The following is a 25,121-nucleotide window of genomic DNA, read 5'->3' on the forward strand; positions in this document are numbered from 1 at the left end:
TCCCCGTGTCATGGCGCCAGGGCGGGCTGCGTGAGCCCTGACGCTTTTCGTGCCTCCGCAGGCGTTCGGTAGCCGATGGCGCTGTGCGGACGCTCGGTGTTGTAGTCTCTACGCCATCGCTCGCATTTTCCGCGCGCGTCGGCAAGGTTCATGAACCAGTGCGCATTCAGACATTCCGCCCGGAACTTGCCATTCAGGCTCTCGATGAACGCATTGTCCGTCGGCTTGCCTGGCCGGGAGAAGTCGAGCTCGACCCCGTTGGCATAAGCCCATAGATCCAGGTCACGCGAGATGAACTCGGGCCCCTGATCCACCCGGATGGACCTGGGGTGACCGTGCCGGGCGCAGATACGCTCGAGAACGTCGACGACGTCTGCGCCGGTGAACCGTTCGCGTGGCTCGATGGCAGGCACATAGCGGGTGAACGCGTCGATCACGGTCAGGATCCGCATGCGGCGGCCGTCGTAGAGCTGGTCATGAACGAAGTCCATCGCCCAGACTTCGTTGGCCATCACCGGGTCTGAGCGGCCTTCCCGGAGCTTTGCCTTCACCTTGCGCTTCGGCGTCTTGTTCCTCAGCTGTAGACCCATCTCGCGATAAAGCCGATAGACCCGCTTGGCGTTCACCGACCAGCCCTCCCGCTGAAGCAGGACATGGATACGCCGGTAGCCATACCGAACCCGCGTCTCAGCGATCTCCCTGATCCGCTGGCGGAGTTCGTCCTGGGACCCGCGCTGGGACTTATACTGGTAGGTCGAACGATCGGCCCTGAGAACCTGGCAGGCGCGTCGGACGCTCACCCGCCAGGCCGCGCGCAGATGATCCACCAGCTCTCGCCGGCGCGCGGGCCTCAGAGCTTTCGACGGATAACGTCCTGAAGCATTTCCTTGTCCAGCGAAAGATCGGCCACGATCCGCTTCAGCCGACCGTTTTCTTCCTCGAGCTGCTTGAGCCGCTTCATCTCCGACGGCATCAGGCCGCCATACTTCTTTTTCCAGTTGTAGAAGGTGGCCTGGCTGATCCCCGCCTTGCGGCAGACCTCTTCCACCCGCGTGCCTTCCTCGGCCTGACGCAGAATGAACGCGATCTGCGCTTCAGTGAATTTCGACCTCTTCATCGGCCTTCTCCCCGTACCAGCAGCCCAAGCCGTTAAACGGGAATTTTCCACTTTTCCGTGGCCGGGAAAACGGGAAGCAGGTCACGCGATCCTGCCGTTGCGGACCCTCGGCAAGAACGCGAAGTGGAGCCGAAAGTATCGGCAGATCGTGGCCTCCATCGCTCAGATCGGAATCGTCGAGCCGCCAGTCGTCGTTCGGAACCCCGACAAGTCCGCGACCTGGTTGCTGCTCGACGGCCACCTGCGGATCGAAGCCCTGAAGGACGCCGACGCCCAGGAGGTAGAATGCCTCGTCTCCACCGACAACGAGGCGTTCACCTACAACCGGCAGGTCAGCCGCCTCGCACCGATCCAGGAGCACAGGATGATCCGCAAGGCGATCGAACGCGGCGTGCCGGAGGAGAAGATCGCACTCGCGCTCGACCTCAACATGAGCAGCATCCGGCGCAAGGCCCACCTGCTCGATGGCATCTGCGAGGAAGCGGTCGCGATCCTGAAGGAAAAGCCCTGCACCAATGCGGTGTTCGAGACACTGCGCAAGATGAAGACCATGCGCCAGATCGAGGCGGCCGAGCTGCTGGTGAACGCAAACAACTACTCCGTTGCCTATGTGAACGCGATCCTCGCGGGAACGCCGCAGGCGCAGTTGGTGGACTCGTCCAAGCAAAAGAAGGTCAAGGGGATCACGCCCGAGGCGATGGCGCGGATGGAGCAGGAACTCGCCCGCTTACAGGAGGGCATCGCCTCGATCCAGGACACCTACGGCCAGGACCATCTGCATCTGACGGTCATCAAGGGCTACGTCGGCAGACTGCTCGGGAACGCCCGGGTCGTGCGCTATCTGGCGCAGAACCATCCCGAGTTCCTCGGCGAGTTCCAGACGATCACAGAGATTACACCGGTGGAAGCCGCCACCCCCGACTGATTGAGGCGATAGCAGATAATGGGGACCCGGACCCGACAAGCGCGGGGACCGCGGGAGACGCCGGACGGTGGGCCGGATCGAGCGCGGCGGTGGGAATGGCGGCGAACCCGTTCGGAGCCCACCAGGTCGGTTCGAGTTTTCGCCGGCCGCGTGGCCGCCTCTGCGGCTGCGTTCAGTCTGGGCGTGTCGGAGGCTGGGCTACTCCGGCACGCCCACCCAAAGTGGTTCAATCCTGGAAGCGAACAGCAGGAGCTTCATGCTGCGAGCGCCGTCGGCAACGCTGGCCCTACCGGAACGATCCCGGTCGGGTTGAGCGCCTTGATCGAGTAGTAGCCGCGCTTGATGTGGTCGATGCTCACGGTGTCGCGCACGCCGGGAATGGCGAGGATGCGCGCCTGGTAGGCACTGAGGGCGGGATAGTCGGCGATGCGGCGCAGGTTGCACTTGAAGAGGCCGTGGTAGGCCACGTCGAAGCGCACCAGCGTCACGAAGAGCCGGATGTCGGCCTCGGTGAAGCGGTCGCCCAGCAGGAAGTCACGGCCGTCGCCGAGTCGCCCCTCAAGCTCGTCGAGCATGGCGAAGACGTCGTGGAACGCCTCCTCGTAGGCGGTTTGCGTGGTGGCGAAGCCCGCGCGGTAGACGCCGTTGTTGAGGCGAGGATAGATGCGGGCGTTCAGCGCGTCGATCTCCTCGCGGAGGTCGGCCGGATAGAAGTCGAAGGTGGGGTCCGCGAAGTCGCCGAACCCGGAGTTCAGCATCCGCAGGATGTCAGCGGATTCGTTGTTCACGATGGTACCACGCTGCTTGTCCCAAAGTACGGGCACCGTCGCGCGGCCCGAAATGGCGGGGTCGGCGCGGGTGTAGATTTCGTGCAAGAAATTGGCGCCGTTCAGCGTGTCGAGGTCGGCCCCGCCAGTATCGCCGAAGCGCCAGCCCTGGTCGGAGAGTTCGGGCTCGACGACGGAGACCGAGATTGCGTCCTCGAGCCGCTTCAGCTTGCGACCGATCAGCGTGCGCGACGCCCATGGGCAGATCAGCGCGACGTAGAGATGGTAGCGGCCAGGCTCGGCCTTGAAGCCGCCTTCGCCGGTCGGCCCGGCGCTGCCGTCAGGGGTGATCCAGTTGCGGAAACTGGAGGTCTGGCGGACGAAGCCGCCCTTCTCGTCCCTGGCCTGGACGGGCTGCCAGTCGGCCACCCATTTCCCGTTCATCAGCATGGTCGTCTCCTCAATTCCTCAGCGTGATTGCGGTACCCCAAGGGTCGCGCAGGGTCAGGCCATCGGCGTTCCTGGTGCCTGCAATGCCGGCGCTGTCGGCGCGTGCGGCAATGGCGGTGATGTTCGTGGCATCCCGGACAAGGATCTCGACGGCCTTGAGACCTGCCATGCGCTCGGGACGTCTGCCGGCGCGGCGGCTGTTCCAGACGTTGCCGGCCAGCTGGTGGTGATAGCCGCCGCTGCCGTAGAAGCTGGCGCCGGGATAGCGCGCCGCGATATCGAGGCCGAGCACGTCGCGGTAGAAGCGATCGGCCTCGGCCGTGTCACCCACCTGCAGGTGGACATGGCCGACACTGCCGCCTTCGGGGAAGCCCGACCATTCGGTGCCCTCCGCGCTTTGCAGCAGGTCCTGCAGATCGAGCGGATCGGTGCTCATCCGTATCTCGCCGCTCTCTCCGTGCCAGTCCGAGACCGGGCGGTCGGCATAGACCTCGATGCCGTTGCCCTCGGGATCGGCGAGATAGAGCGCCTCGCTGACGATGTGGTCCGACGCGCCCTGAAGCGGCACGCGCGCCGCGGCGACATGGGCGACCCAGCGGGCCAGGTCGGCTCGGGTCGGCATCAGGAAGGCGGTGTGAAAAAGCCCGGCCTGGCGCGGATCGAGCGGGGCGAGGTCAGGATCGCCCACGAGCTCCAGCAGCGGCGTGCCGCCGGTGCCGAGCGTGATGCGATCCTCGCCGGTCGCGATCGGGGTGAGCCCGAGCACGGACTGATAGAAGGCAGAGACCGCACGGAGGTCACGCACCTTGAGCCGGACCGCCCCGATCCGCATCGGCGCGGCAGTCATGTCGAAGTGGTCGGCTGCGATGGTCATGGCAGGTTTCCTTGAAAATATGTGCTGGCCGCGGGAGGGTCCACGCGGCCAGCAAGGGAGGTCAGGCGCGGCTGCGCTTGAGGGCGAAAGCGCCGTCGCCGAGCAGGGCCTGGACGACTAGCGTCACCGCCCAGAATGCCGGGAATTCCCAGCCGCCGCCTTCGTTCGAGAAGAAGAAGCCGGCCGCGCCGTGGGGCACGTAGATCGAGCCCAAGAGGATCGGCACGAGCGCCAGCGACACCCAGCGGCTGTAGGCGCCGAGGATCAGCGCGAGGCCACCGAAGAGCTCGGCCGCGATGACGAGGTAGGCGAGAGGCCCGGGCAACCCGAGGCTGGCGAAGTAGCCCACTGTCCCGGCCGGAGTGAAGACGAAAAGCTTCAGGCCGGCATGGGCGAGGAAGAGAACGCCCATGGAGACGCGCAGGATCGTCGCGGCGAGATCGGCGTTGGAGACGCCGTCGACAAGCGACGGACGGTCGGAGGCGGAAGCGGTTGCGTAGGTCATGGTCATGTTCCTTGAATCGAGGGGGCTCAGGCAGCGCGCTGCCAGGTGGGGGCGATGTCGGTGCCGTGGCCGAGGCCGTAGCCGAGCGTGATGTTCAGCGCGGCGGCGGGCTCGAGGTAGCGTGCGGTGGCAAGCGCCCCGGTCTCCAGCGTCTCGAAGCCGGCGCTGCGCGCCAGTTCGGCGACTGCGGCCCGCGCGGCCTCGTCGTCTCCGGCAACGAAGACCGTGGCGGGACGGCCGGCGGCCCGACCGCCGTTCTGGAGCACCTGCGCGAAGATGGTGTTGAAGGCCTTGACGACCTTCGCCTGCGGCGCGCGCTTCTGGATTTCCTCGGCGGCGCTGGTCGTGTGACCGATGGTGAGACCGGAGAAATCCGCCTTCATCGGGTTGGTGATGTCGACGACGATCTTGCCTGCGAAACCGCCGGCCGCCTCGATGACGTCGCCCGCAGCATCAAAGGGCACAGCCAGGACGACGATGTCCGCCGATTGCGCAGCCGACGCGAGGGGGGCGGACGACACGCCGTTGCCCACTTCCTGGGCGGCAGCGTCAGCTTTGGTTTCGTCGCGGCTGGCAAGCGTGACGGGATGGCCGGCATTCGCGAAGCGGGTCGCGAGACCCTTCGCCATGTTGCCGGCGCCAATGATCGAGATGCTCATGTTCGTTCTCCTTCTGACATCCGGCGTTCGGCTGAACGCCAGCTCGTTCGTCATGCGGAAAACATAGACTCTGCCTAGAAGGACGATAATCCGGCCTCGGGGAAGATGATTGCTTCCCGAAGAAGGGTAATGGCCTACCAGCCTTGCTCCCAGTGCGGGGTCTGCCGGTAGCGTTCTGAAAGAAAGTCTACCAGCAGGCGCACCTTGGCCGCGAGATGGCGGCTGTGCGGATAAAGGACGTGGACGTCGTAGGGATCGGGTTCGAACGACGGCAGCAGTCTGATCAGCCTGCCCGAGCGCAGGGACTCCCCCGCCACGAAGGCGGGCACGCAGGCGAGCCCGAGTCCAAGTTCTGCGGCCTGGACGCAGGCCTCGGCGTTCGAATAGCGGATGCGGCCGTCGACGCTCGCCATCTCGACCTCGCCGGTCTCGCCCTTGAACGGCCACCGGGTCGGCTCGCGGAAGTTGGTGTCGATGATGCAGGCGTGCTCGGCAAGGTCCGAAGGCGACTTGGGCGCATCGTGCTGTTCGAGATAGGAGCGTGCGCCGACCACGACGATGCGTACGGCGCAGAGCCTGCGGATGATCAGGCTGGAATCGCCGGGACGCCCGACGCGGACGGCAAGGTCGAACCCCTCGTCGACGACGTTGACGACCCGGTCGGAGAAGGCGACATCGAGTTCGATGTCGGGATAGAGTCCGGCGAACGCGTTCAGCGCGGGCGCCAGTTCGCGCGTGCCGAAGGTCAGGGGCGCCGTCAGCCGCAGCCGCCCGCGCGGGGACTGCGAGATGTTTCGGATGTCGAGGTCGAGGGTGTCAAGTTCATCGACAAGCGGCTTCAGGCGGTCGTAGTAGGCACGGCCAGCCTCCGTCGGCGCGACGGATCGGGTCGTCCGGTTGAGCAGCCGCACGCCCAACTCGGTCTCGAGGCGCGAGATCATCTTCGACGCCTGTCCGGACCGCGTGCCCAGCTTCTCTGCCGCCGCCGTGAAGCTGCCTGTCTCGATCACGGCGAGAAACATGCGGTCGCTGTCGAGGCGGTCCATTTCTTCCTCATAGGCAGATATGAGCGATGAATATCGATCATTGTACCAAGATTGGGAAGAAAAAGGAATCGACCGATGAACGCAAGATCATCGCCCTCGGCAAGCGCGCGCCTGATCCCGTATGACGCTGTAGTCGGCAAGCATCGCGGCGATAGCGGACCTGTCCGGGAGCAACACGACTTCCTCCGCTGCGCGGACTTGGAACTCCTGGTCGTACTCAACGACGGGTGGGCACACGGCGCCGCTCAGCAGATCAGAACCGCCCGTCGCGCAGCCGCTCAGCAAGCTCGTTGCGATCGCGAGGACGGCGAGCCGCCGCTTCCAGCATCCGACGTTGGACGTCATTGGCCTTCTCCATGGTTTCAAGGCGTTCGGCGAGGCGTCCCGATCGCTCGCCGGAGCGACGCAGGGCCAGCAGGAACAGAAGGATCGCGAGGGCGGTGACGCCGTAGCGAAGCGCCGCGCGCGCCCATGCCGATCCGGCGAACGTGGCGACGAGGCACCCAATCATCGCCGCCCCCGGCGCCAATCATCGAGGCGGGCGTAGATCGTGACTGCGATGCCCCCGAGCGCGACGGCGATGAACAGCCAGCGCAACGTGTCGAGATACGGCACGAGCGGCAGGATGGCGGTCTGGGTCTCGGCCAAGACGCTCTGCGCCACCTCCACCCCTGCGGCGCCCAGCGTCGCCACACCAGCCGCCCCTCCACCCTTCATGGTGCGGCTGTCGGCCAGCACTTCGCGGGCGGGCGGCGTTTCGGCTGCAAATGCCGTCGCCCGTACCGGGAACCGCTCGCCCCACTGCCGTGCAGGGCCGAGATCGACATGCATGAACCCCGAGCGCGGATAGAAGCCGAAGCCGAGGAACCCGACCTCCCGCGCCGCCGCCTCGAAGGCCACCGGGTCGTGGTTCGCCATGGCAATGTCGAAGGCGGCGCCGTCGAGGTGCTTGGAGCGGGTCGCGCCGCCGACGGTGCGGTTGTGCTCGGGGCTTCGATAGGCGGAGCGGACGATCAGCGGCTTGCCAAGCCGGTCGCGCAGGATCAGCAGGCCATCGGCCGGCACGCGCTCGGGCAGTACCTCGCCGCGGAGCGCGGTGGCAGGCAGCGCCGAAAGCCGCGCGTGCAGCGCGGTGAGGATGGTTTCGCGAGGGGTGGGCATTGGTTTTCGCTATGTTGCGGGTGCAGAGAAGGTCTGCTTGGAGCCCATAGTGACGAATGCTGCACGATGGGCGAATGTCGGTTACCGACCTCACTACGCCAGCGTGCGCGTCATCTCACGGATCAGATCATTTGTCTCTGGTCTCGTCGTTTGGTGCCGATATCGAAGAGCCACAACAGTTCTTGATATTTCAAGGCCATCGATGGGTTTCGACACCAGGCCAATGTCCGAAGGAATAGCGGTGGCTGGCAGGATCACCGCACCTAACCCTTGCCGAGCAAGCTCAACCAGCCAATCCACGCGATTTGACCGATAGGCCGCGTAGAGTTCGTGACCTTGGTCTGCACATGCCCCATGCAACGCATCCCGCATTTCGCAATTGGGTCGATCGAGCATGTCAGTTTCAGCGAGTGTCGAAAGAGAAATAGCGTCTCGTTCAGACAACGGGTGCGACTTGGACACCACAACCTTGTAGGACTCGTCATAGAGCTGGTCTATTCGATAGAGGTCTTCACTGACCGTCGTCGCTGTGACAACGACGTCAAATTCACCCTCTCGCAATCCGGCCAGAAGCTTGGAGGCAGACGCCACGATCAACTCTATTTCGGCTTGCGGCAATCGTGTACGGAAGCGTTCCACGGCGGCTGAAATCCGGTTGTGACCAATCGTTTCGCCAACACCGACAGAAATAGGAACCCGCGCTAGTCGCGTGTGGCGGACGGCTTCTGCCTTAGCTGCCTGCGTTTCGTCATGCGCTTTCTGTAGCCTTGGCTGCATGAGTTTTCCAAGTGCCGTCAACCTGCATCCCGCGCGGTCCCTGACAAACAGATCACCCCCGAGCTCGTGTTCAAGCTTCTTGATCGCGGTCGTCAGGGACGGTTGGGAAACATTTGAGGCGCTAGCGGCATGGGTGAAGTTGCGATGCTCGCAGACAGCCAAAAAATACCTGATCTGGTTCATCTCCACTGCCACAGTCTCCGTCACTTTCCGCCATGAGGTTCACCATAGCACATGTCTATCAAAGAATAGAAGTTCGGGATTGGTGCCTGAGGCATTCGGCATGGGAAAAGGGTGCATCGAAACCAGACACACCAACCTCTCAATCAGGAGGCGACCATGAAAGCCCAAATTCTCAAGACACTCGCCGCTTTGGCCTTGATCACGACATCTGCAGCCGCACAGGAAACCCCAATGGAAAATCACACTGCCAGCTACATCGCCATGCCCGCTGCTGAAGGCCAGACCGAAGCATTCGCCGAATTTCTGGCCGGAGCCGCCCCGATTGTCGCGGACACCGAACCAGGCACCTTGCTTTGGTTTGCCTTGCAAGCCGAAGATACGCTCGCGATCTTTGATATCTTCGTGGATGAAGAAGCGCGCAATGCGCATTTCTCCGGCGCCGTGGCCGCGGCTTTGAACCAAAATGCCGACGCGCTGGTCGCCGGAGGCTGGGACGATGGTGTTGTCGCGAACATCAACAATTCCGATGTCTTGTCGATGAGGGAACCGGTTGATCTCTACTCGGCCACGACAGCCACGTACATCAAGCTCGAAGCAGCACCCGGCAAAGGGCCGGAATTGGCAGCCTTGCTGACCGCAGCTGGTCCCATCGTCGAAGAAACCGAACCCGGCACATTGTTCTGGGCGGCGCTGCAGATTGACGAAACATCCTTCGCAATCTTCGACATCTTCACCAACAATGCTGGCCGTGAAGCACACTTTGCCGGTCAAGTCGCCGGGCTGCTGAACGAACGGGCAGCGGAGTTGGTCGCTGGCGGGTGGGACGACGGTGTGGTCGCTAACGTCCACAACTTCCACATCCTCGCCATCAAGTAACGCGATGTGACAGGAACAAGAGGCGCCTGGTGCAACGCATCAGGCGCTTTGCCGAACGAATTTAGATCACCGTGAAGCGGTCGTTCGAGTAACTGCAGCGAATTAGCGCTTTGTCCGCACAGCGGCCTTCAACCTGTTCGCCCTTCAACCCAGTTCGCCACGATCAGCCCCGGTACACCGTCCAACGCCCGGTCTGCATCCCGAGCCAGGTCCAGCCGCTTGGGCAGCTTGACCTGCGGGACCAGCAGGAAGATCGGCGCGGTGACCTTTCCGCGCCCGGTCTTCGAGCGCGACACGACCGTCTGACCCTTCGTGTTCAGCCGCCCCTCGGCCACCAGCAGGCTCGGGCCTGTCCGGCGATAGACGAAGCGCAGGCGCAGCCCGCGTCGCCGCTCCCATTCACCGGGCGTGATCCTGCCACCGCGCAGGGACTTGCCCGCGGCTGGCAGCGGGATCGCCAGCCATAACCCGTCCTTGGATCGGATCAGCGGTCCGGTGTCGTGCGCGCCGACGATGACCGGGGCCTTGGACCAAACGAGCGATGCCGCGTCGAGGCTCTCGCCCGACCTCGGGAAGTTCTGGCTGCGGATGGAATTGGCGAGCCGTGCGCCGAGCCCCGCGCCGGTGATCAGCAACCGCCATGCCGCTTTCAGCCCGGTTCCGGCCTCGCGCATGGCTGCGGTCACGGCGCGTTCGCCCGCCGCGACCTCGGCCGCCATCATCGCGACGATGTCGGGATCGATGTCGAGCTTGAGTCTCATCGCGGTCACGCCGGGCGCAGATCGACGGTCCAGACCAGCCGCTCACGGTCACGGACGGGCTCGCCCTGAATGAGGAAGGCATCGCCCTCGATCTCGACACGGTCGCCGGGGCGCGGGTTCGTCACCTCGGCAACGCGCAGGTCGACTCGCGTGGTCTCGGACCAGAGCCGCGCGTCGCCGAATTCCGTGACCGCGTCCGCACGCCGGGCGACAACGCGCACGAGCACGGGCGCGCCGCCGTCAGCGATGTAGACCGCGTCCCGGCCGATATTGGGATCGGCGAAGAGCGCGCCGACGGCGGCAGCGAAGGCAGTCATCAGAAGCTGCCGTTGAGCCGCACCCGGCCGATGGTATCACCAGCGCCAGCCGCAACCGCCTCGGTGGCAACGCCGTCTTGTGGTGTTCCGCGATTGCCGCGTCGCAGCCCTCGCAGTGATACTCGGCAGTCTCCGGGCGGCCCTTCTGCCAGCGCAGCCGGTCGAACTTCAGCCACTGCATCGCGCCGCAGTGCGGGCACGGCACGAAGTACCGCCGCTGGTCGCTGGCCTCGTATTCCCGCTCGATGCGCGACAGCCCCCGGATGGTGGGCGTCGAGACCAGCAGCACCTTGCGCCGATGGGCGAAGGTCAGCGACCGCGCCTCAGCAAGCGTGACCGGGTCGCCTTCCTCGTCGGCTGAGGCCGGATAGGCGTCGACCTCGTCGAGAAAGATGTATCGCGCCGGGGTGGACCGAAGCCCGACCGCCGAGTTGGCCCCCGTCATGATCAGGATGCCGCCCGCGAATTCCTTCGACAGCATGGTGTTGCCCGCGTCGCGGGACCGGGCCGGCTTGACCCGCTCGCGCAGCTCCGGGCTTTCGTCGATCAGAGGGTCGATCCGCTGGCGCGAGTTGCGCTTGGCCAGCTCGACCGTGGGCTGGACCGCCAGCATCGGACCCGGTGCCTGGTGAATGGCGAACCCGATCCAGTTGTTGCCCGCCTCGGTCGCCCCGACCTGCGCGGCCTTCATGAACACGATCCGCTGCATGGGATCGCCGGGCGACAGCCGGTCCATGATTTCGCGCATGTAGGGCGTGCGCACCGTCCGATACCGCCCGGGTTCGGCCGAGGCGCGCCCCGAGAGCATCTGGTGCTGGTCCGCCCATTCCGAGACGGTCAGGTCCGGGTCGGGCCGCAGCCCGTTGCCCCAGGCGCGCAGGATCTCGCCCGCGCCGTCGAAGTCCGTCAGGCCGCCAGGATCATCGCCGCTCTCACCGGAAGTCGGGCCGGACCTCGGCGAGTTCGTCGAGGTGGGCGCGTACATGTTTCTCCAGGACCTTCTGCATCGCGGCTGGCTCCACGGTGATCTGATGGCCCGTCGTGTCGCTGGATGCCGCCGAGAGCTCGGCCGCCATCAGCGCCGCCGCGCGCGCGGGCCAGTTCACCCACGTGTCCCGTTCCTCCCGCGCCAGGCGGAACACCAGCGCCAGCGCCCGGGCCCGCTCGATCAACTCCCCCTTCAGCTTCTGCAGACGGATGCGTCGTTCCTGCGCCTTCAGCACCTCGTTCGCGGTCTTCGCCTGCAGGAAGGTCGTGCCGCCGCCGACTGCCGGGACGGCCAGACCCTGTTCGCGGAGCGTTTCGCCGACGGCAGCCACGGCAGCCTCGGGGACGGGCTTCAGCTTCGGCGCAGGCGGCTTGCGGGTCTTCGACGGGTCCGTCGTCTCGGCGCGCCGGACGTCGCTGGCGGCCGCGTTGATGCTGCCGTCGGGATAGAGAACCAGCCGCTCGGCCGTCTTCGCCTTCTGGATCGCGCCCCGCGACAGCCCGACATGGGCGGCGTACTGGCGCTCGCTCATGCCCTGCATCGACGGCTCCGATTATCATTCAGAATCATGTGCTTATCGAGTTGATAAGCGGCACGGACAGAGCGAACGTCACTCCAACGAAGCGATGCAACTCGACCCAAGGAGCCACCCCGATGACCCGCCGCGCACAGGACAACACGAATGCCCTCGACGCCTTCATCGCCGCGAAGTCGGAGATCGACGCGATGCTGGAGCGGCTCGCCGCCCTCAGCGCCGACCATTTCGAAACCAGCCCCGACGAGATCAACTGGGTCAGTTAGATCGAACGAAGGAGGATGCCATGCTTAGAGATCCAAATGGTGCTAGAAACTCGGTAACAAACATGCTTCCGCAGGAAATTGATGAATTCCTCGGCAAACCCGATCCCAACGATGACCGCGCAGCACCGTTTGTCCTTGCAGGAATAGCCTTCATAGCCGCCTTCGCCGCATATATGTTTTTCTTCTTTTAGGCCTTTAAGCCCAATCAGAATGATAAACCCCCGGTGCCCTTCACCGGGGGTTTTTGATGTCAGGGCCTTTTCCTAATTTCTTGGTACACGCATGGTGGGCGGTAGCGTGAACCGCTCGTCATCCACATCGACGCTGCCGGGAGGGGCGCGGTTATCAGCTGGCGCCGCTTGCCTGGCCCCTCCACCTGACCCTCCCCAGTTTACCCCAGATCGACGGCCAGCCTGCGCATCAATCAGATCACCAGGTCTGCTTCCTCCGCCTTCTGCTACCTCAGCCGAGCCTGCAGACGAATTCAGTGCTTCGCGACGCTCCCTTTCGGCATAAAGCTCCTGTACATTCGCGTCACCATATCGGTTCTGTGGATCCCAACTGTCGCTGCCCGCATGGCCAAGCTCGTGGATACGGATCCCATAGTTCACCTCTTGGTCACTCCACCCACCATAAGGCGATCCCGATCCCACGCTCTGATCATCATGTCCCCAACCGCTCATATCCCGCGCACCAGCGGGATCAGGTCGGATGTGCTCCGGCATTTCCGGCGCTTCCGTACTCGCCGTTAGTCCGGCTTCGTGAGCAGACGAAACACTCTCAGTTGGATTTGGACCACTCCATCCAACGCCCCCGTCAGGTGCCAATGGCAGGTTCTCATAGCCGGCAGTCTCCCAGTTCGGATCTATCCGTTCCGGATTGATCCCCTCATTGATAACACCCTCGATACGATTCCGGCCGCCCTCAATCGCACCCATACCGCCAAAGCCGGAATCCATCATATGGCCAGCACGGGCCATATCACCGCCGATACCCAACTCTTGCGGTGCTAATCCGGCCTCCTGGGCCACCTGCTCGCGCATGAAGCTATCAGCGTAGTTCCCAAAAGCCGCCCGATCCTGATGGAACAGCGCCATCACATCATCATGTGACCCTATCGCTCGACCGTTCACGCCTTCGCGCCCGTTCATCCAGTTCAGGAACACATCATCTGATGGCATGGAGTAGCTATGCTCGCTGCTCTCCATCTGTTCGGCCATACGCTCAAAGCGCTGGCTGACTTCGCTCATACGGCCTGCCTGCTCGTTCTGGGAATGCGCCATGCGGAAGGCTTCATTGATCGAGTGACCATCGCTCGTCTGCCCAGCTTCTGAGAAGCTTATATCGCCCCGCCGATGCGCTTCACTGACCCGGCTGTAGATTTGAGACAATTCTTCACGCTCGCTTTGCGACAACGCGTTATAGACATCCCTCGCTTGCGAGTCCGACGCGCTCCATTGGTTCTCAACTGATCCTCTGGCCAAAGCCGAGTAGAATGCTTGCGTTCCTGATCCGAGAAAATCCAGACCAATGCTTCCCCGCACCCCAGCTTCCGCCACAGCCCCAACTGACGCTGAAGAGCCACTGCCGGACGTTGATGTCAGCCCGGCTCTCTGAGCGGCATCCCTGACGATGGAGTTGCCGCGCGCCAGGTCTTCAACAGTCCGGTCACCCTCGGCCCGGTTCACATTGATCACGCCATCCAGACCACGCGTGTGGTTCGCCGCGCTGGTGTGAATTGCATCAAGCGCCTGGGCGGTGTTGACCGCAGCCGATTGTGAGTAGCTCTCGCTCTGGCTTTGCGCGTCAGAGGCCATCGTCCGCGCCGTCTGGCCCCAGGCCTGCCGGTTCTGGAAGCCGAATGGCGTGCGCGATACACCGCCGCTCATATCGCTATAAACCCCGCCATCCTCGTGGTGAGCCGTGCGCACACCACCCCGGCCGACCACATTCCAGTGGCCCATATTCACATCGCCGCTGGTGCCGTGCTGATTGCCGAAGGTCTGGTTGAAGCGGTGCGTATCGAACGCCGTCGTTCCCAGATTCATATTGCCCACGGTCTGATCGGCCGCCGCCTGTTGAGCGGCGCCCGACACCGAGTTCAGAAGCGAATTGCTCTGCATCGCCAGCCGATCGACACCGAAGGCCAGCATGGTGGCCATCACGGGGATCATCATGGTCATCCAGCCCGCGATAGACGCCAGATCTCCATTGATCCCCGCAACCCCGTCCATGGAAGCCAGAGTCACGCCGGAATAGCCCTCATTCGCGTCATAACCGGCCGCACGGCTCGCTTCGGCGATATGGTGCATCATAATCCCGTTCAGGATCACAAAGAGCGGCCCCCACGCCTGCAGGATCAGGAAGCCGGAAAAATACTTCTTGAGCAGCTGAGGCCCGAATTTCGGCAACAGGAAGAATGGCGCCATCAGCGGGAACATCGAGTAGAAGATGATCTCCAGAACCACCCGCAAAAGCGGAATCCATTTATGGGCCATCTCGGCCGACATGAAATTCTGCGTCCGGGACTGCTGCTCCGCTCGCGTCATCGAATACGCTGAAATATCGACGCCAGACTCTGCGGCCGCCGACAGCTGCGCATCGCGCACCGAGTTGATCGTCATGGCCTGAATGAACACATCAGCCGCCGACCGCGACTGGTCCATCAGGAAGGCATGAGCGCCCTCGACATTCACCCGGATCGTCGTTTCCGCCAGCGGCCCGGCAAGATCGGGATGCACTACCCGGCCGAAGCGGTTAGCTGCCTGGTCAGCCATGGCCTCACGGCCAGCTCTGAGCTGATTGGCGGCTTGCACACATCCGATCGTCTCGCGCGTGCCGTCAGGACTGATCCATTGGGTCGCCAGTCCGCCGTGCGGCGACACCGTGATGAAATCGAACAGATCCGGAGCCGTTCCCAGATCATGCATCGAATAGTGGTGTGTGTGCAGGTCGTGCATCACGCAGCGCACGACATAGGAATCCATGTTCGCGGCGAAATACTGGTCCGGCCAGCGCAGCATCGTCGTTTCGCGAAGCACCCGGCTGCCATAGATCAGGCCTGTTTGCGAGTACTGCGCCGCTTCCGGGTGAGGGAACACCGTCTCGGTGAGCTGGGTGGCCGCATCCCCGATCGTGCTCGATAGCGAGAATACGAGGCCGACAGCCATGGGCACGTTGTCGACAGCAACAGGCGCGCCCACGCTCAGCCTGTCATGGATGATGATCGTAGTCCGCGGGACCAGGATCACCGCCGTGATCAACAAGGCGCCGGCAAACCACATGACCGTTTCCTTGAGATTCAAGGAAAAGGCCGCCGACACGATCACCATGACTAGGCCGATCAGCATGACCAGCCGGATCAGGCTATCGATCACCGAATTGCCCATCATCATGGCAATCGCGTTGAACGCGTTCACATAATGATCAAGCCCACCATAAACGAAGCCCTCCATCGCCCTTACCAGCCTCCCCGCGTCGCCATGGCCTGGCGCATGAACCGGGTCTGCAGCCGGTTCGAGAGGATCTGGTCCATCCGGACATAGTGATCGATGAAGGCTTCATCGCGCGCCGTTTCGCCCGCAAGCTCGATCCGCTTCTGATGGATGAACTGGCGGACCTGGCGCACCTGATCACGCCACTCGCGATATTCGTTCTCGCCTGACGCCAGCTCCATACGCGATCGCGACCGCTGCGTTTCTGCGAGTGCCGCGTCGATGAACATGTGCACCATGTCCACGGCGATCAGATCGATCAGCCGTTCATCGACCTCCACGATGCCGAAATTGCCGGCCTGGACCTCGTGGGCGTGCTGTACCGACAGCATGCGGTAAATCGGAATGCTTGTGGTGTTCAGGAAGGCCAGCTCCTGCGTTGTGAGCGGCGCGCGCGTCACCAGTTTCTCAGCCATGGAATCGACCACGTTGCGCACGCGCGCCCGCAAGCTCTGACTCTCAGGGATCGTCACCTGTTGAGTCTGGACCACCAGGCAGCTCTCATGGCCGTCCGCGCAGCGATAGTAATCAAACTCCCCGCCCTGCATGAGCGCAGTCAACGCCCTGTCGGTATCACCGGCCGGAGGGAACCAGTGGTATTCAGGCTGCGCATTTGACCCCGTTCCCATCGTTATGACGGCCGTGCCGGTCATGGACATCAGAAATTCGGCCGTCTGATTGTCCTGCGACGTGCCTTGCATCCATGGCAATTCCGTCAGGGCCGCCCATGCCAGGTTCACATTCGTGAACGTGCGGCCCTCTGCCTCGGGATGATTGAGAACATTGCCGGTCTGACCGCCAAGGCCGCACCCATGACGCGCCGAAACAAAGTCAGAGAAAATGCCTGAACTGGAACCCGCCATCTGGCACACAGCACGCGATCCGCTCTCATGGCGCGGCCAGACCGACCCCATGAGCTGCTGCGCTGCCTGACAGGAATTGAAATTCTGCGAATTGATCTCTTGAGCGAGATTATTCATCTCGCTGATCACGTCAGAGCACATCGGGCAGACGGTCGCCAAGGCCAGCTGGAACGCTACCCCGGTGGCATTGGCGCCAAGCGCTTGCATCATCGCCACAAGCTGATCGGAATCGATGAAGCTGAAACCGCCCGTGTAGATATCGATCCCGCCGCAACCAGCCCTGATCGACGGGCCCGTCATGCTCAAGGGTTGAATGTTGCGTTGAGGCGCACGCATCACCAGCGATCCGCCCGTAAAATACCCGCCAGCCTGACCCATGCCAGCGCGTGGGCTGGTCACATTGACGTTCACACCGTCCCAGAACTCATCCAGCTCGCGCCCGACATTCTGGCCACTGGCAGCCGATACGCTCATCATGGCCGCGCACGCGGCCGCGCCTGCCATGCCGGCGATATTTCTGATCAGTTTCAGCATTAGTAGTCCTCTCCGGGCTCGCGTGACATCGTGACAAAGATCCGTTGCGCCAGCTCCTGACCGGAGATCGCGCCGAAACTCACCCAATGCGTGGTGTTGGTTTCAGTGTTGAGCAGCATGACGGCCGGAACGACCGCTTCGCGACCGCCAAGCAAAAGCTCGAACTGGCCGGTATCCAGCCGCGCGTCTGGGAACTCAGGGGAGGGGCCTCCATCGACTGAAACCGCCCTGACCTCTACACCATGGCTATCGGCGAAATAGCGCAAGACGGGGGAGAACCGCGCGCAATAGGGGCAATCGCTCCGGTAGAAGTAAAAGAGACCATAGCGTTCGCTCAAAGCCGCCAGATCAGCCGTCATTTCCATCGACCGCTGATCGATCCACTCGCTGCGCGCATACTGAGCGACCGGCCTGCGTACCGAATAATCCAGCGCGGGGTCTGACCAGACATTGCGGCGCCAAAAGTCAGAAAACAGTGCCGCGCCTTCCATGGCCCGCCATTGCATGGCCTGGTACTCGCGCACACGCTCCTCTGTGGGCGCATACGCTGCCATCAACCGTAATTCATCCAGCCTGCGCTGGAAGGCTTCTGCCTCTGCCAGAAGCGCCGCTTCCGCGCTCATGGGCGCGGCAGGGGGCGCCGCCTCACCTTGCTCCTGGTCCTCCGGCTCTGGTTCCGGCCGAGAGCAGTAAAACCAGTGTCCGAGACCGCGCTCTGCGCAGTAGAGATCATCCCTATCAACCGTTCCGGCCGACACAGGGGCCAGGCCAGAGAACGCCAGAACGCACGCGCAGAGCGCGCGTGTCGCAAACTCAATCATCACCGTCTCCTGGAGGAATGTCGGTATTGACGCCCGACGAGTAGAAATCGCTCACCCGCTGCTGGATGCGCGCGCTGACAGAGCTTTCGCCTTCAGGCGCAAAGCCCTGCATCATTTCCGCCATCATCGGCGTGAAATCCATCAAAGAGAGATCAAGCTGCGCGAATTGCTCCGGCGTCAGCCCGTCACAATCAGCGTCTGCAGGTTCCCCGAAATCGAGCCCCAGCTGGGCGCGGCCCTCTTCATTGATGATCCGGGCCAGCACCGATCCAAAGCAGCACGATGTCCGGCGCTGCTGCCGGCATCCAAACCAGCCGCGCCTATGGCAGTACCAGCCAACATCGACACACAGATCGGCCTCGCGCGCCTGAGCCAGACGCTGCTCTTCCTCGTTACAGGATCCGTTGAGCCAGTTGATAGCGATCCCGCCACCGCTGCAGCAATTCTTCCAGATCCCGGTCTTGTGACATTGCAGGGCTTCGCCCGCCATCAATGTCATTTCATCGAAATTGTGCGCTTCAAAGAGCGCGGCCAGCTGCGCCAGGGCCCACGGAGCCTGCGCTGCCGCGTTATCGCGTTCAACTTCAATGCATACGCCGTTCGTGCAGCTTACCGTGCGGCACTGATCCACTTCCTGGACATATTCGCCCGGCTCCACGCACTCGTAGACCATGGTGCGCGACCGGCAATCGTCGTCCATGCACTCTTCAGACTGAAGCACACAGTTCGGATCAGGGTTACAATCGGTGACCGTTTCTCCCACGCCAGGGCAGATGTAATCGGTGCGCTCATGCCAGCACTCCGAATAGACCTCGACATCATCGATAAGCTTCGTGCCAGGCCCATCCAGACAGACGGTATCCTGCTCTTCGCACTCCCACTCCGGATCTAGCTGAGGACAGCCAATCTCACGCCATTCCGGCTCGCCAATATGGTCGATAAAGCCGTCAGGCGGAGGGCCGGCAGGGTTGTCGCAGACATAGGTCCGTTCCCGGCCCACACAGCCCTCAGGATCACCCCAGCAATCATAGACGTGCTCAACCCTGTCACACTGGCCATTCGCATTAAACGCAATGCACCGCTGCGTCGGACTTGAGCAGTACGGGGGTGGGTCACAATCCGTATCAGGCACCCGCGTGACGCATTCATATCGCCGCTCCCGGCGTACACACCCATGTGGCGTGTTCTGCACGCAGGTCGTTTGGACGATCCCGCAGTCAGGATTGCCGCGTGAGGAACACCCCGCTTCCCACTGCCAGTTTCCAAGACTTACATGCTCGATAATGTCGACCGGTGTGGCCCCAGAAACCGGCGAGTCACAGCGGTAATCTTGCCGTTCCCGACTGCAGTAATTTCCGGTGCTGCAACGGAAGTCACGTGCCCATCTGGCGCATAGATGGAATGGTGTGTTGGGATTGTCGATGTTACCTTGTAAGTCTGCTAGGCAGTATTCCGATAACTCACAACCAGTAATGATTTCTATTGGCTGCCCGTTTTGGATACAATTACCGCCTCCACATATCAACTCGTCATTTGGCCCCATGCAAATGTTACCAAGTTGACCGTATCCGGTATGTACTCCGTTATGTCCTACTCCGAAGTAACAATAATAGGAGTCATATATTTCTGTTATTTCAGTGCAACTTGACCCACCTTGCGGAACGCACCCCCCTGTGTTTGCCGCTCCGCACGAGCTGTTCTGGCTTACGACATTGCCATCTTCGTCGAGCGTGCGCACACAGCGATAGACATACTCCTCTTCCACTTCGAGATCGCGCGATTGGTAGCAAAGCTCCTGGCTGACTTCCTCATCGTGCCAGTCATAGCAGGTGTAGCTATCCGGAAGGGCGTCCACTTCCTGCGTGCATTCTTCCTCTTCGAGCGTGCAATCTGCGTTGCTATCGAAGCCAGAGCACTGCGTTGACCAGCTCGACACCGTGCGGGGCCGGTTTTCATCGCAGCGATACACATAGTCTCTATCAACCGAATAATGGACGACACGCTCGCAAGCCGGCTGGTCGATGCCTTCGCCATTATCGATTGAGCAGTGATAGGTGGTCCGGGTCTCGTAATCGCGCACCACGGTCTCGGTGGTGCATTCCTCGAATCTGCCACCAGGATCAGTGATCCATTCATCGAAATTTTCGGCCTGGTCCAGCATGCCGGCAACCATGTCGTCGAACTGGCCACCGCCTTCGTACCGGTTCCCCAAAATGGCTTCATACTCAGGCTTCGTGATCGGCTCCAGATGCCGGCCCATCACGTCATTACCCATCTGAGCAGGATTGTTCCCATAATCCAGAAGATGCGCGGGCGGCTCAGCTGCCCCGCCAAGGTCAGACGGTCTGAACGCACCGAAATCTACATCCGGTGGCTGAACGGACCTCGCTGCCTGCGCCGCGTCCTGATTTCTCTGAGAAGGGAAATTGAACTGCGGGCCATCGGCCATGGCCACGCCGTGAGAAAACGCCATAACACAAGCGCTTACGCCAACTACAAAACGTATGAATAACGGGCTCATGGGCTCTTTTCCGCCTGTCATAGCGCAGCACAGCCCCTATGGGGCTGCGCATACAAGAAACTGGCGGCCGAGATTTTGCCCATACGGCCGAGAGTGAGAATGCAGGGAATATAAGGTGAAGTCAACAGGTTAGCGGTTCGTTATGGTCTCTCATCCGTTAACCTGGGGGCTTCCTTGCGGCTAACACCCTGAGATCGCTCTGCTTGCGCTTGAGGGTGGCAGTTACAAAACGTATAAGGCTCCCGATTTGCGGGGGCACATCACAGAAAGGCTTATCTGATGAAATCCATGACCATTACGGTCGCCGCAATCGCGGCGCTCGCAGCAACCGCGTGCTCGACAAAGAGCTATCCAATTGAAGCGCAGCTTTCCGAGGCTGAGATCGAGCTAATGGACTGCCGTGAACTCGCGCGCGAATCTCTGCGCGCAGAAAACGTCCGCGCCCAGATCAATGACACGGCCAATCTCAACTGGCGTTCCGCCGCCGGCTTCCTCGGTGATTTCGGGATCGGCAATGCCATGGCCCGCAACGACGCCGAACAAGCCCTGGATGCTCGCGTCGCCACCATCCGGCGAGCCCAGGTCGCCAAGGGCTGCTCCACATCGTAGATTGCCACTACCGGCAATGCCTCAGCGCCGCCCGAAAGGGCGGCGCAATCAATTCCGCCACCGCCTATACCGGAGTCGTGTCCATGGCGATCCTAAGCCGTTTGCCTATCTACGATCTGCGCACAGACCTCGTGACGGATCTGCAACGCTCCGACTGTGAGCCCTCTATGATCGAGCTTTGCTCCAGCATTGATCGCTACCAGGGTGCCGATCTGTCCGATATGGGCGTGCGTATCGCAATGCAGTCATTTCCGGCCCAGCCAGCTCAATCCCGTGCCTTCCCGAGCATTGGCGCAACACTTCCGCTTCGCGCCTTCGCCATTACGCGAAACGAAAATACGATCGCTGTCGGTATCGTCTGCTGGGACGACCAGTTTCTGGATGACGCCTGGATGCTCATCTGTCTGCAGGGCCTTTATCACGCAGTTTCAGCCCACACCAGCGATAATCCCTTCGCCCACCATTATGGCCCTGTCGGCTTCATCTTCCGCACAGCTGAATGGGACGAACTGCAAGCGCCACTGGGCGGTGAGCTGAATAACTACCTCAATCACCTCGTCTTCGCACTTGCTGAGAGGCCGAGTCGCGTGACGGAAGGACGAGTCTGACCAAATCCGCGACCGCTGGGTTAGCTGGACGTCTCGCCTTGTTGACATGTGCGCCGTCACTTGACACCGTACACTTACGGGATTAGGAACTGCCATGAAGATCAGAAACGTGATCCACAAGGGATTGCGACGGTTCATTGAGGATGATGATGAAAGCGGGCTTCAGCCCGCTGTTGTCGCCAAGGTCCGGCGTATCGTCACTTTCCTTCAGGACATGGAGCGCGAGGATGAGCTGCGCGCCGTGCCAAGTTGGAAAGCCCATAAGCTGACAGGTGACCGGAAAGGGACGTGGAGCCTGTTCGTGACCAGGAACTGGCGGATGACGTTTCGGATCGACCGTGACGAGATTGAGATTATCGACCTCGATTATGAGGATTACCACTAGGAGGTAACCATGGCCGCGATTGGAGGCATCCGCTTGAAGAACCCGGCCCATCCGGGCGGTTTCATCAAGCATGAGATCATCGAGCCGCTGGGTCTGTCCGTCACGGCGGCGGCGGAAGTTCTGGGCGTGACGCGCGCGACACTTTCCACCTTGCTCAACGAGCGCGCGCACCTGTCACCGGAAATGGCGTTGCGTATCGAGAAGGCGTTCGGTGTGTCGATGGACACTCTCATGCGGATGCAGAACAGCTACGACATCGCGCAGACCCGAAAGCGCGAAGGCGAAATCCATGTCGCGCCTTTTAAGGCTAGCGCTGACGGGGCACCGGCGTCAGTTTGATAAATGTTCGACGCTTTCCAGACTTGATTCTGCCGTATCTTCATTATCAGCGCCGTACTAGCTGCTCCCCTTCTCCTATTATCGGACCCTTAACCGGGTAGATATCCAGCAATCCCATGAACGGGACACATATCTCCGTAGGTGCCGCGCCGCTCATCCATGCCTCGCGCTGGCTCTCGCTCAGGATCGCTGGCATGCGGTCGTGAACCGGCTCGACCTGCTCATTGGCCGGGCATGTCACGATGGTGAAGCTCATCACCGGCTCGCCATCCTTCATGGCACTTGCCCATAAACCCGCAAACACCAGAAGCGGTTCGCTGGGATGGCGGATGAAATGAGGCTGGCGCTTACCCTTCGGGCCAGTCCACTCATAGAAGCCCATTGCGGGTACGAGACAGCGCCCCTTGTCCAGCAAGGGCGCATAGAGGCGCGAACTTTCCAGTCCCTCTGCACGAGCATTGAAGGTGGAAAGGCGCTTGCCTTCCATCCATGGCTGCCAGATACCCCAGCGCCCGAATGTGAGCTTGCGCACCCCGTCCGCCTCCATGGCGAACGGGGCCTGCACTGCTGGAGCGATATTGAAGCGCGGCTCCAGGTTCGAGCGTGGGGGCTCACCTGTCAGATTGAGCCAGGCCCGATACTCTTCCCAAGTCGTATCTCCAGTGGCGTAGCGTCCGCACATAGCGCGACGCTAGCGATTCTCCGAAGCGGCGGGAAGGGCGCGAGGGCAGGGGGATCAGGACGCTTTTAGCCCGCAAATGGCCGCGTCCAGCTTTTCCACATCGGCACTGGCCGCTGCGGCGAGCAGCTTCTTAAGTACCTGCGGGCCGAGCTGGTAAGCTCCCGTTTCCATAACAATTCCAGCCGCTTCCGCACTCGCTTCAGCTTTGAGTTTTTCCAGCTGTTCGGCCTGCTTGGCGAGCTTGGTCATCGGTGAAGCCATGAATCTTTCCTTCCGTAATTAACGCCCCGTTAAGGCCCAGATGGTGCTCTGGCCATCAGTTACAAATCGTATAAGCACCTAAGAAAGAGTGAATGTGCGGGGGCGAGCTGGTGAACAGCTCGAAGGAGGCATGTTATGTCGCTGATTTTGCGGCAAATTGTATCCAGTATCGGCGGTGAACTGCACGACGGTGGGACGCGCGCCCTGTGTCCAGGACCAGGCCACAGCCAGAATGACCGCTCCATGTCCCTGATGATCGGGAGGGACGGCCGTGTACTCATCAACTCGTTTTCCTCGCGCACCAACTGGCGCGATTGCCAGCGCTGGCTTGAAGATTTGAAGCTGATCGAACCCTTCGATCCGAAGAGGCCCCCATCCAAAGTGCACCCAGAACAGCGCATACAAAATGTAACTGAGCGAGAGCGGCAAAAACTTGATCGCGCCAAGCGCCTCTGGGCGCAGTCCAAGTCACTCGCCGGCACCCTTGGGGCGCGCTACGCCGCCCTTCGCGGCCTGCGTCTCTATGAGCTTCACTCAACAGAGATCCGCTTCCACCCGAGTGTGCGCCGATCGCGCGGCGGGTATCCCGCTATTCTCCAGAGAATCACGTCCTCAACGGGCCGGATGATGGGCGTCCAATGCACCTATCTCGATCCAGTCACGGCGAACCGTCTGCCTGACCGTGATGGCCGGCGCATTATCGGCCGTTTCAAATCTGGCGCCGTTCGCCTGGCACCGGCCGGTCAGGTTCTTGGAGTAGGAGAGGGGATGGAATCCACCGCCTCCGCAGCGCGGCGCTTTGCCGTTCCTGGCTGGGCGCTTCTCGGATCTGAAAACCTCAAAGCCTTCACACCGCCTGCCGGCGTCGAACTGTTGCTCATCTTCGCAGACCATGGCGAGGGCGGGTTGATCGCAGCCGAAACGCTCAAAACCCGCGCGCTCGATACAGGAATCGATGCACGCATACTTCCGCCGCCCAAGTCGGCCGGGGACTGGAATGACCTCGATAAACCAGCCTTTCCAACAGCCGATTTCGAGAAGGTTTGACTCGATAAACGCGAATCCCGCCATGGTGGCCAGAATCTGTGACTGATCGGATGAGAGATATGGCAGATACGGACGATAGAACGTCAATCCAGCAACGCTGGCGCAAGAAGCGGATCGAGGAAGGCCACGCTGATGTGCGCGTCCTGCTGACACCCGACGAGCTGGATGTCGTCGACCATATCTCCCAATACACCGACCGCAAATCGCGCGCGGCCGCCTTGCGCGCGCTGATCGCGAACGCGGACAAGATCATTCCGTTGAAGGAGAGGGGCGTATGATGTGAAGAAGCCGCCCCTTTTGCCGAAGGGGCGGCTCCTGAAGCTCAAGCTGTAGGGCTAGAGAGCAATGCCAAGAACGCTTTTAGCCCGACATCGCGAAGAATGCAAGCGCAGACTGGTCTGCGAGCGATACCGGCTTGCCTGACGGCTCACATCGCCGAAACACGATGGCCCACACCATGATCTCCACACAGAGCACCCGCCAGGCGCGAGAAGTCGCGCCGGCGCCCGTGCGTGCGTGTTCATCAATCAGCAAAGGAGGGGCGATCAGCCAAAAATAAACCCGGCCAGAGGCCGGGCTTTCAAGGCGGTATCAGGAACCAACGAGACCAATAAAGGCCACGAGCCGGTCCGTAAAGCTAACTCCTGAATACCACCTCCATCGCAGCCGTCAAGCAAAATGTGCGATTCGCACAGCCTGAATGCATGCGCTGATTTTGGGCTGATCGATCCTTGATGGAGGATCGAAACT

General features: G+C 61.8%; 28 protein-coding genes and 1 pseudogene. 10 read left to right on the forward strand and 19 right to left on the reverse strand.

Annotation, left to right across the window (positions count from 1 at the left end; genetic code table 11):
- Positions 1–8: 8 nt before the first annotated feature.
- A protein-coding gene (locus AB6B38_RS14695; RefSeq protein WP_371395171.1) for an IS3 family transposase occupies positions 9–1,117 on the reverse strand; the annotation gives its coding sequence in 2 pieces (ribosomal slippage) (positions 9–853 and positions 853–1,117; 1,110 coding nt in all).
- 88 nt (positions 1,118–1,205) lie between these two features.
- Here AB6B38_RS14695 and AB6B38_RS14700 point away from each other — a divergent pair.
- Positions 1,206–2,042 (forward strand): plasmid partitioning protein RepB C-terminal domain-containing protein, encoded by an 837-nt coding sequence (locus AB6B38_RS14700; RefSeq protein ID WP_371395263.1) that lies wholly within the window; start codon positions 1,206–1,208, stop codon positions 2,040–2,042.
- Positions 2,043–2,296: 254 nt separating this feature from the next.
- On the opposite strand, the gene AB6B38_RS14705 is transcribed toward AB6B38_RS14700, so the two are convergent.
- From AB6B38_RS14705 to AB6B38_RS14740, 8 genes are all read right to left on the reverse strand, one after another.
- A complete protein-coding gene (locus AB6B38_RS14705) occupies positions 2,297–3,259 on the reverse strand; it encodes a glutathione S-transferase family protein (protein WP_371395172.1) in 963 nt (320 codons plus the stop codon).
- Between the two features lie 10 nt (positions 3,260–3,269).
- Entirely contained in the window at positions 3,270–4,133 is an 864-nt protein-coding gene (locus AB6B38_RS14710) for a VOC family protein (protein ID WP_371395173.1), read from the reverse strand.
- Positions 4,134–4,194: 61 nt separating this feature from the next.
- Positions 4,195–4,638 carry a DoxX family protein gene (locus AB6B38_RS14715; RefSeq protein ID WP_371395175.1) on the reverse strand — a complete coding sequence of 148 codons (444 nt, stop codon included), beginning with the start codon at positions 4,636–4,638 and terminating at the stop codon, positions 4,195–4,197.
- Positions 4,639–4,664: 26 nt separating this feature from the next.
- Positions 4,665–5,297 carry an NADPH-dependent F420 reductase gene (locus AB6B38_RS14720; RefSeq protein WP_371395176.1) on the reverse strand — a complete coding sequence of 211 codons (633 nt, stop codon included), beginning with the start codon at positions 5,295–5,297 and terminating at the stop codon, positions 4,665–4,667.
- A gap of 134 nt (positions 5,298–5,431) precedes the next feature.
- Positions 5,432–6,343, reverse strand: a complete 912-nt coding sequence (locus tag AB6B38_RS14725; RefSeq protein ID WP_371395177.1) for a LysR family transcriptional regulator — start codon at positions 6,341–6,343, stop codon at positions 5,432–5,434.
- A gap of 253 nt (positions 6,344–6,596) precedes the next feature.
- Positions 6,597–6,854 (reverse strand): hypothetical protein, encoded by a 258-nt coding sequence (locus AB6B38_RS14730; RefSeq protein WP_339640332.1) that lies wholly within the window; start codon positions 6,852–6,854, stop codon positions 6,597–6,599.
- Positions 6,851–7,504 (reverse strand): YcbK family protein, encoded by a 654-nt coding sequence (locus AB6B38_RS14735; protein ID WP_371395178.1) that lies wholly within the window; start codon positions 7,502–7,504, stop codon positions 6,851–6,853. Before AB6B38_RS14735 ends, AB6B38_RS14730 begins: the two co-directional genes overlap by 4 nt.
- 93 nt (positions 7,505–7,597) lie before the next feature.
- Positions 7,598–8,470 carry a LysR family transcriptional regulator gene (locus AB6B38_RS14740; RefSeq protein ID WP_371395179.1) on the reverse strand — a complete coding sequence of 291 codons (873 nt, stop codon included), beginning with the start codon at positions 8,468–8,470 and terminating at the stop codon, positions 7,598–7,600.
- A 150-nt stretch (positions 8,471–8,620) separates the two neighbouring features.
- Here AB6B38_RS14740 and AB6B38_RS14745 point away from each other — a divergent pair, with 150 nt between their 5' ends.
- Complete coding sequence (locus AB6B38_RS14745; RefSeq protein ID WP_371395180.1) at positions 8,621–9,340, forward strand: putative quinol monooxygenase; 720 nt, start codon at positions 8,621–8,623, stop codon at positions 9,338–9,340.
- Positions 9,341–9,468: 128 nt separating this feature from the next.
- Here the strand turns inward: AB6B38_RS14745 and AB6B38_RS14750 are convergent, their stop codons facing one another.
- The 4 genes and pseudogenes from AB6B38_RS14750 to AB6B38_RS14765 all read right to left on the reverse strand — a co-directional run bounded on the left by AB6B38_RS14750 (position 9,469) and on the right by AB6B38_RS14765 (position 11,947).
- The gene (locus AB6B38_RS14750; RefSeq protein ID WP_371395181.1) at positions 9,469–10,101 is read right to left on the reverse strand and encodes a DUF6441 family protein; all 633 of its coding nucleotides are present in this window, start codon (positions 10,099–10,101) and stop codon (positions 9,469–9,471) included.
- Between the two features lie 5 nt (positions 10,102–10,106).
- The gene (locus AB6B38_RS14755; protein ID WP_371395182.1) at positions 10,107–10,418 is read right to left on the reverse strand and encodes a hypothetical protein; all 312 of its coding nucleotides are present in this window, start codon (positions 10,416–10,418) and stop codon (positions 10,107–10,109) included.
- 58 nt (positions 10,419–10,476) lie between these two features.
- A pseudogene (locus AB6B38_RS14760) lies at positions 10,477–11,403 on the reverse strand (phage terminase large subunit family protein); the annotation flags it as partial.
- Positions 11,351–11,947 (reverse strand): hypothetical protein, encoded by a 597-nt coding sequence (locus AB6B38_RS14765; RefSeq protein ID WP_371395183.1) that lies wholly within the window; start codon positions 11,945–11,947, stop codon positions 11,351–11,353. The gene AB6B38_RS14765 and the pseudogene AB6B38_RS14760, both read right to left, overlap by 53 nt.
- A gap of 113 nt (positions 11,948–12,060) precedes the next feature.
- On the opposite strand from AB6B38_RS14765, the gene AB6B38_RS14770 reads away from it, so the two are divergent.
- Positions 12,061–12,207: a hypothetical protein gene (locus AB6B38_RS14770; RefSeq protein WP_371395185.1), complete on the forward strand. Its 147-nt coding sequence runs from the start codon at positions 12,061–12,063 to the stop codon at positions 12,205–12,207.
- Positions 12,208–12,227: 20 nt separating this feature from the next.
- Positions 12,228–12,398, forward strand: coding sequence for a hypothetical protein (locus AB6B38_RS14775; RefSeq protein ID WP_371395186.1), 171 nt, complete (start codon positions 12,228–12,230; stop codon positions 12,396–12,398).
- A gap of 72 nt (positions 12,399–12,470) precedes the next feature.
- Here AB6B38_RS14775 and AB6B38_RS14780 read toward each other — a convergent pair whose 3' ends face one another.
- Genes AB6B38_RS14780 through traN form a run of 4 tightly spaced genes read right to left on the reverse strand, consistent with a single transcriptional unit; the run spans position 12,471 to position 20,440 of the window.
- A complete protein-coding gene (locus AB6B38_RS14780) occupies positions 12,471–15,662 on the reverse strand; it encodes a conjugal transfer protein TraG N-terminal domain-containing protein (protein ID WP_371395187.1) in 3,192 nt (1,063 codons plus the stop codon).
- 5 nt (positions 15,663–15,667) lie between these two features.
- The gene (locus AB6B38_RS14785) at positions 15,668–17,098 is read right to left on the reverse strand and encodes a conjugal transfer protein TraH (RefSeq protein WP_371395188.1); all 1,431 of its coding nucleotides are present in this window, start codon (positions 17,096–17,098) and stop codon (positions 15,668–15,670) included.
- Complete coding sequence (locus AB6B38_RS14790; protein WP_371395189.1) at positions 17,098–17,919, reverse strand: conjugal transfer protein TraF; 822 nt, start codon at positions 17,917–17,919, stop codon at positions 17,098–17,100. The genes AB6B38_RS14785 and AB6B38_RS14790 overlap by 1 nt, the downstream gene beginning before the upstream one ends.
- On the reverse strand, positions 17,912–20,440 hold the full coding sequence (gene traN, locus AB6B38_RS14795; protein ID WP_371395190.1) for a conjugal transfer protein TraN: 2,529 nt from the start codon (positions 20,438–20,440) through the stop codon (positions 17,912–17,914). Before traN ends, AB6B38_RS14790 begins: the two co-directional genes overlap by 8 nt.
- Before the next feature lie 279 nt (positions 20,441–20,719).
- Here traN and AB6B38_RS14800 point away from each other — a divergent pair, with 279 nt between their 5' ends.
- The 4 genes from AB6B38_RS14800 to AB6B38_RS14815 all read left to right on the forward strand — a co-directional run bounded on the left by AB6B38_RS14800 (position 20,720) and on the right by AB6B38_RS14815 (position 22,381).
- Positions 20,720–21,049, forward strand: a complete 330-nt coding sequence (locus tag AB6B38_RS14800) for a hypothetical protein (protein WP_371395191.1) — start codon at positions 20,720–20,722, stop codon at positions 21,047–21,049.
- 83 nt (positions 21,050–21,132) lie between these two features.
- Positions 21,133–21,657 (forward strand): hypothetical protein, encoded by a 525-nt coding sequence (locus AB6B38_RS14805; RefSeq protein WP_371395192.1) that lies wholly within the window; start codon positions 21,133–21,135, stop codon positions 21,655–21,657.
- Between the two features lie 94 nt (positions 21,658–21,751).
- Entirely contained in the window at positions 21,752–22,042 is a 291-nt protein-coding gene (locus tag AB6B38_RS14810; protein ID WP_371395193.1) for a type II toxin-antitoxin system RelE/ParE family toxin, read from the forward strand.
- Positions 22,043–22,051: 9 nt separating this feature from the next.
- Positions 22,052–22,381 (forward strand): HigA family addiction module antitoxin, encoded by a 330-nt coding sequence (locus AB6B38_RS14815; protein WP_371395194.1) that lies wholly within the window; start codon positions 22,052–22,054, stop codon positions 22,379–22,381.
- 46 nt (positions 22,382–22,427) lie between these two features.
- Here the strand turns inward: AB6B38_RS14815 and AB6B38_RS14820 are convergent, their stop codons facing one another.
- A complete protein-coding gene (locus tag AB6B38_RS14820) occupies positions 22,428–23,063 on the reverse strand; it encodes an SOS response-associated peptidase (protein WP_371395195.1) in 636 nt (211 codons plus the stop codon).
- Between the two features lie 54 nt (positions 23,064–23,117).
- Positions 23,118–23,324: a hypothetical protein gene (locus tag AB6B38_RS14825; RefSeq protein WP_371395196.1), complete on the reverse strand. Its 207-nt coding sequence runs from the start codon at positions 23,322–23,324 to the stop codon at positions 23,118–23,120.
- A 135-nt stretch (positions 23,325–23,459) separates the two neighbouring features.
- Here AB6B38_RS14825 and AB6B38_RS14830 point away from each other — a divergent pair, with 135 nt between their 5' ends.
- Entirely contained in the window at positions 23,460–24,371 is a 912-nt protein-coding gene (locus tag AB6B38_RS14830) for a toprim domain-containing protein (RefSeq protein ID WP_371395197.1), read from the forward strand.
- 59 nt (positions 24,372–24,430) lie between these two features.
- On the forward strand, positions 24,431–24,649 hold the full coding sequence (locus AB6B38_RS14835) for a hypothetical protein (protein ID WP_371395198.1): 219 nt from the start codon (positions 24,431–24,433) through the stop codon (positions 24,647–24,649).
- Positions 24,650–25,121: the final 472 nt, after the last annotated feature.

The sequence above is a fragment of the Glycocaulis abyssi genome (genome assembly GCF_041429775.1).
In the GTDB taxonomy this organism is placed as follows: Bacteria; Pseudomonadota; Alphaproteobacteria; order Caulobacterales; family Maricaulaceae; genus Glycocaulis; species Glycocaulis abyssi.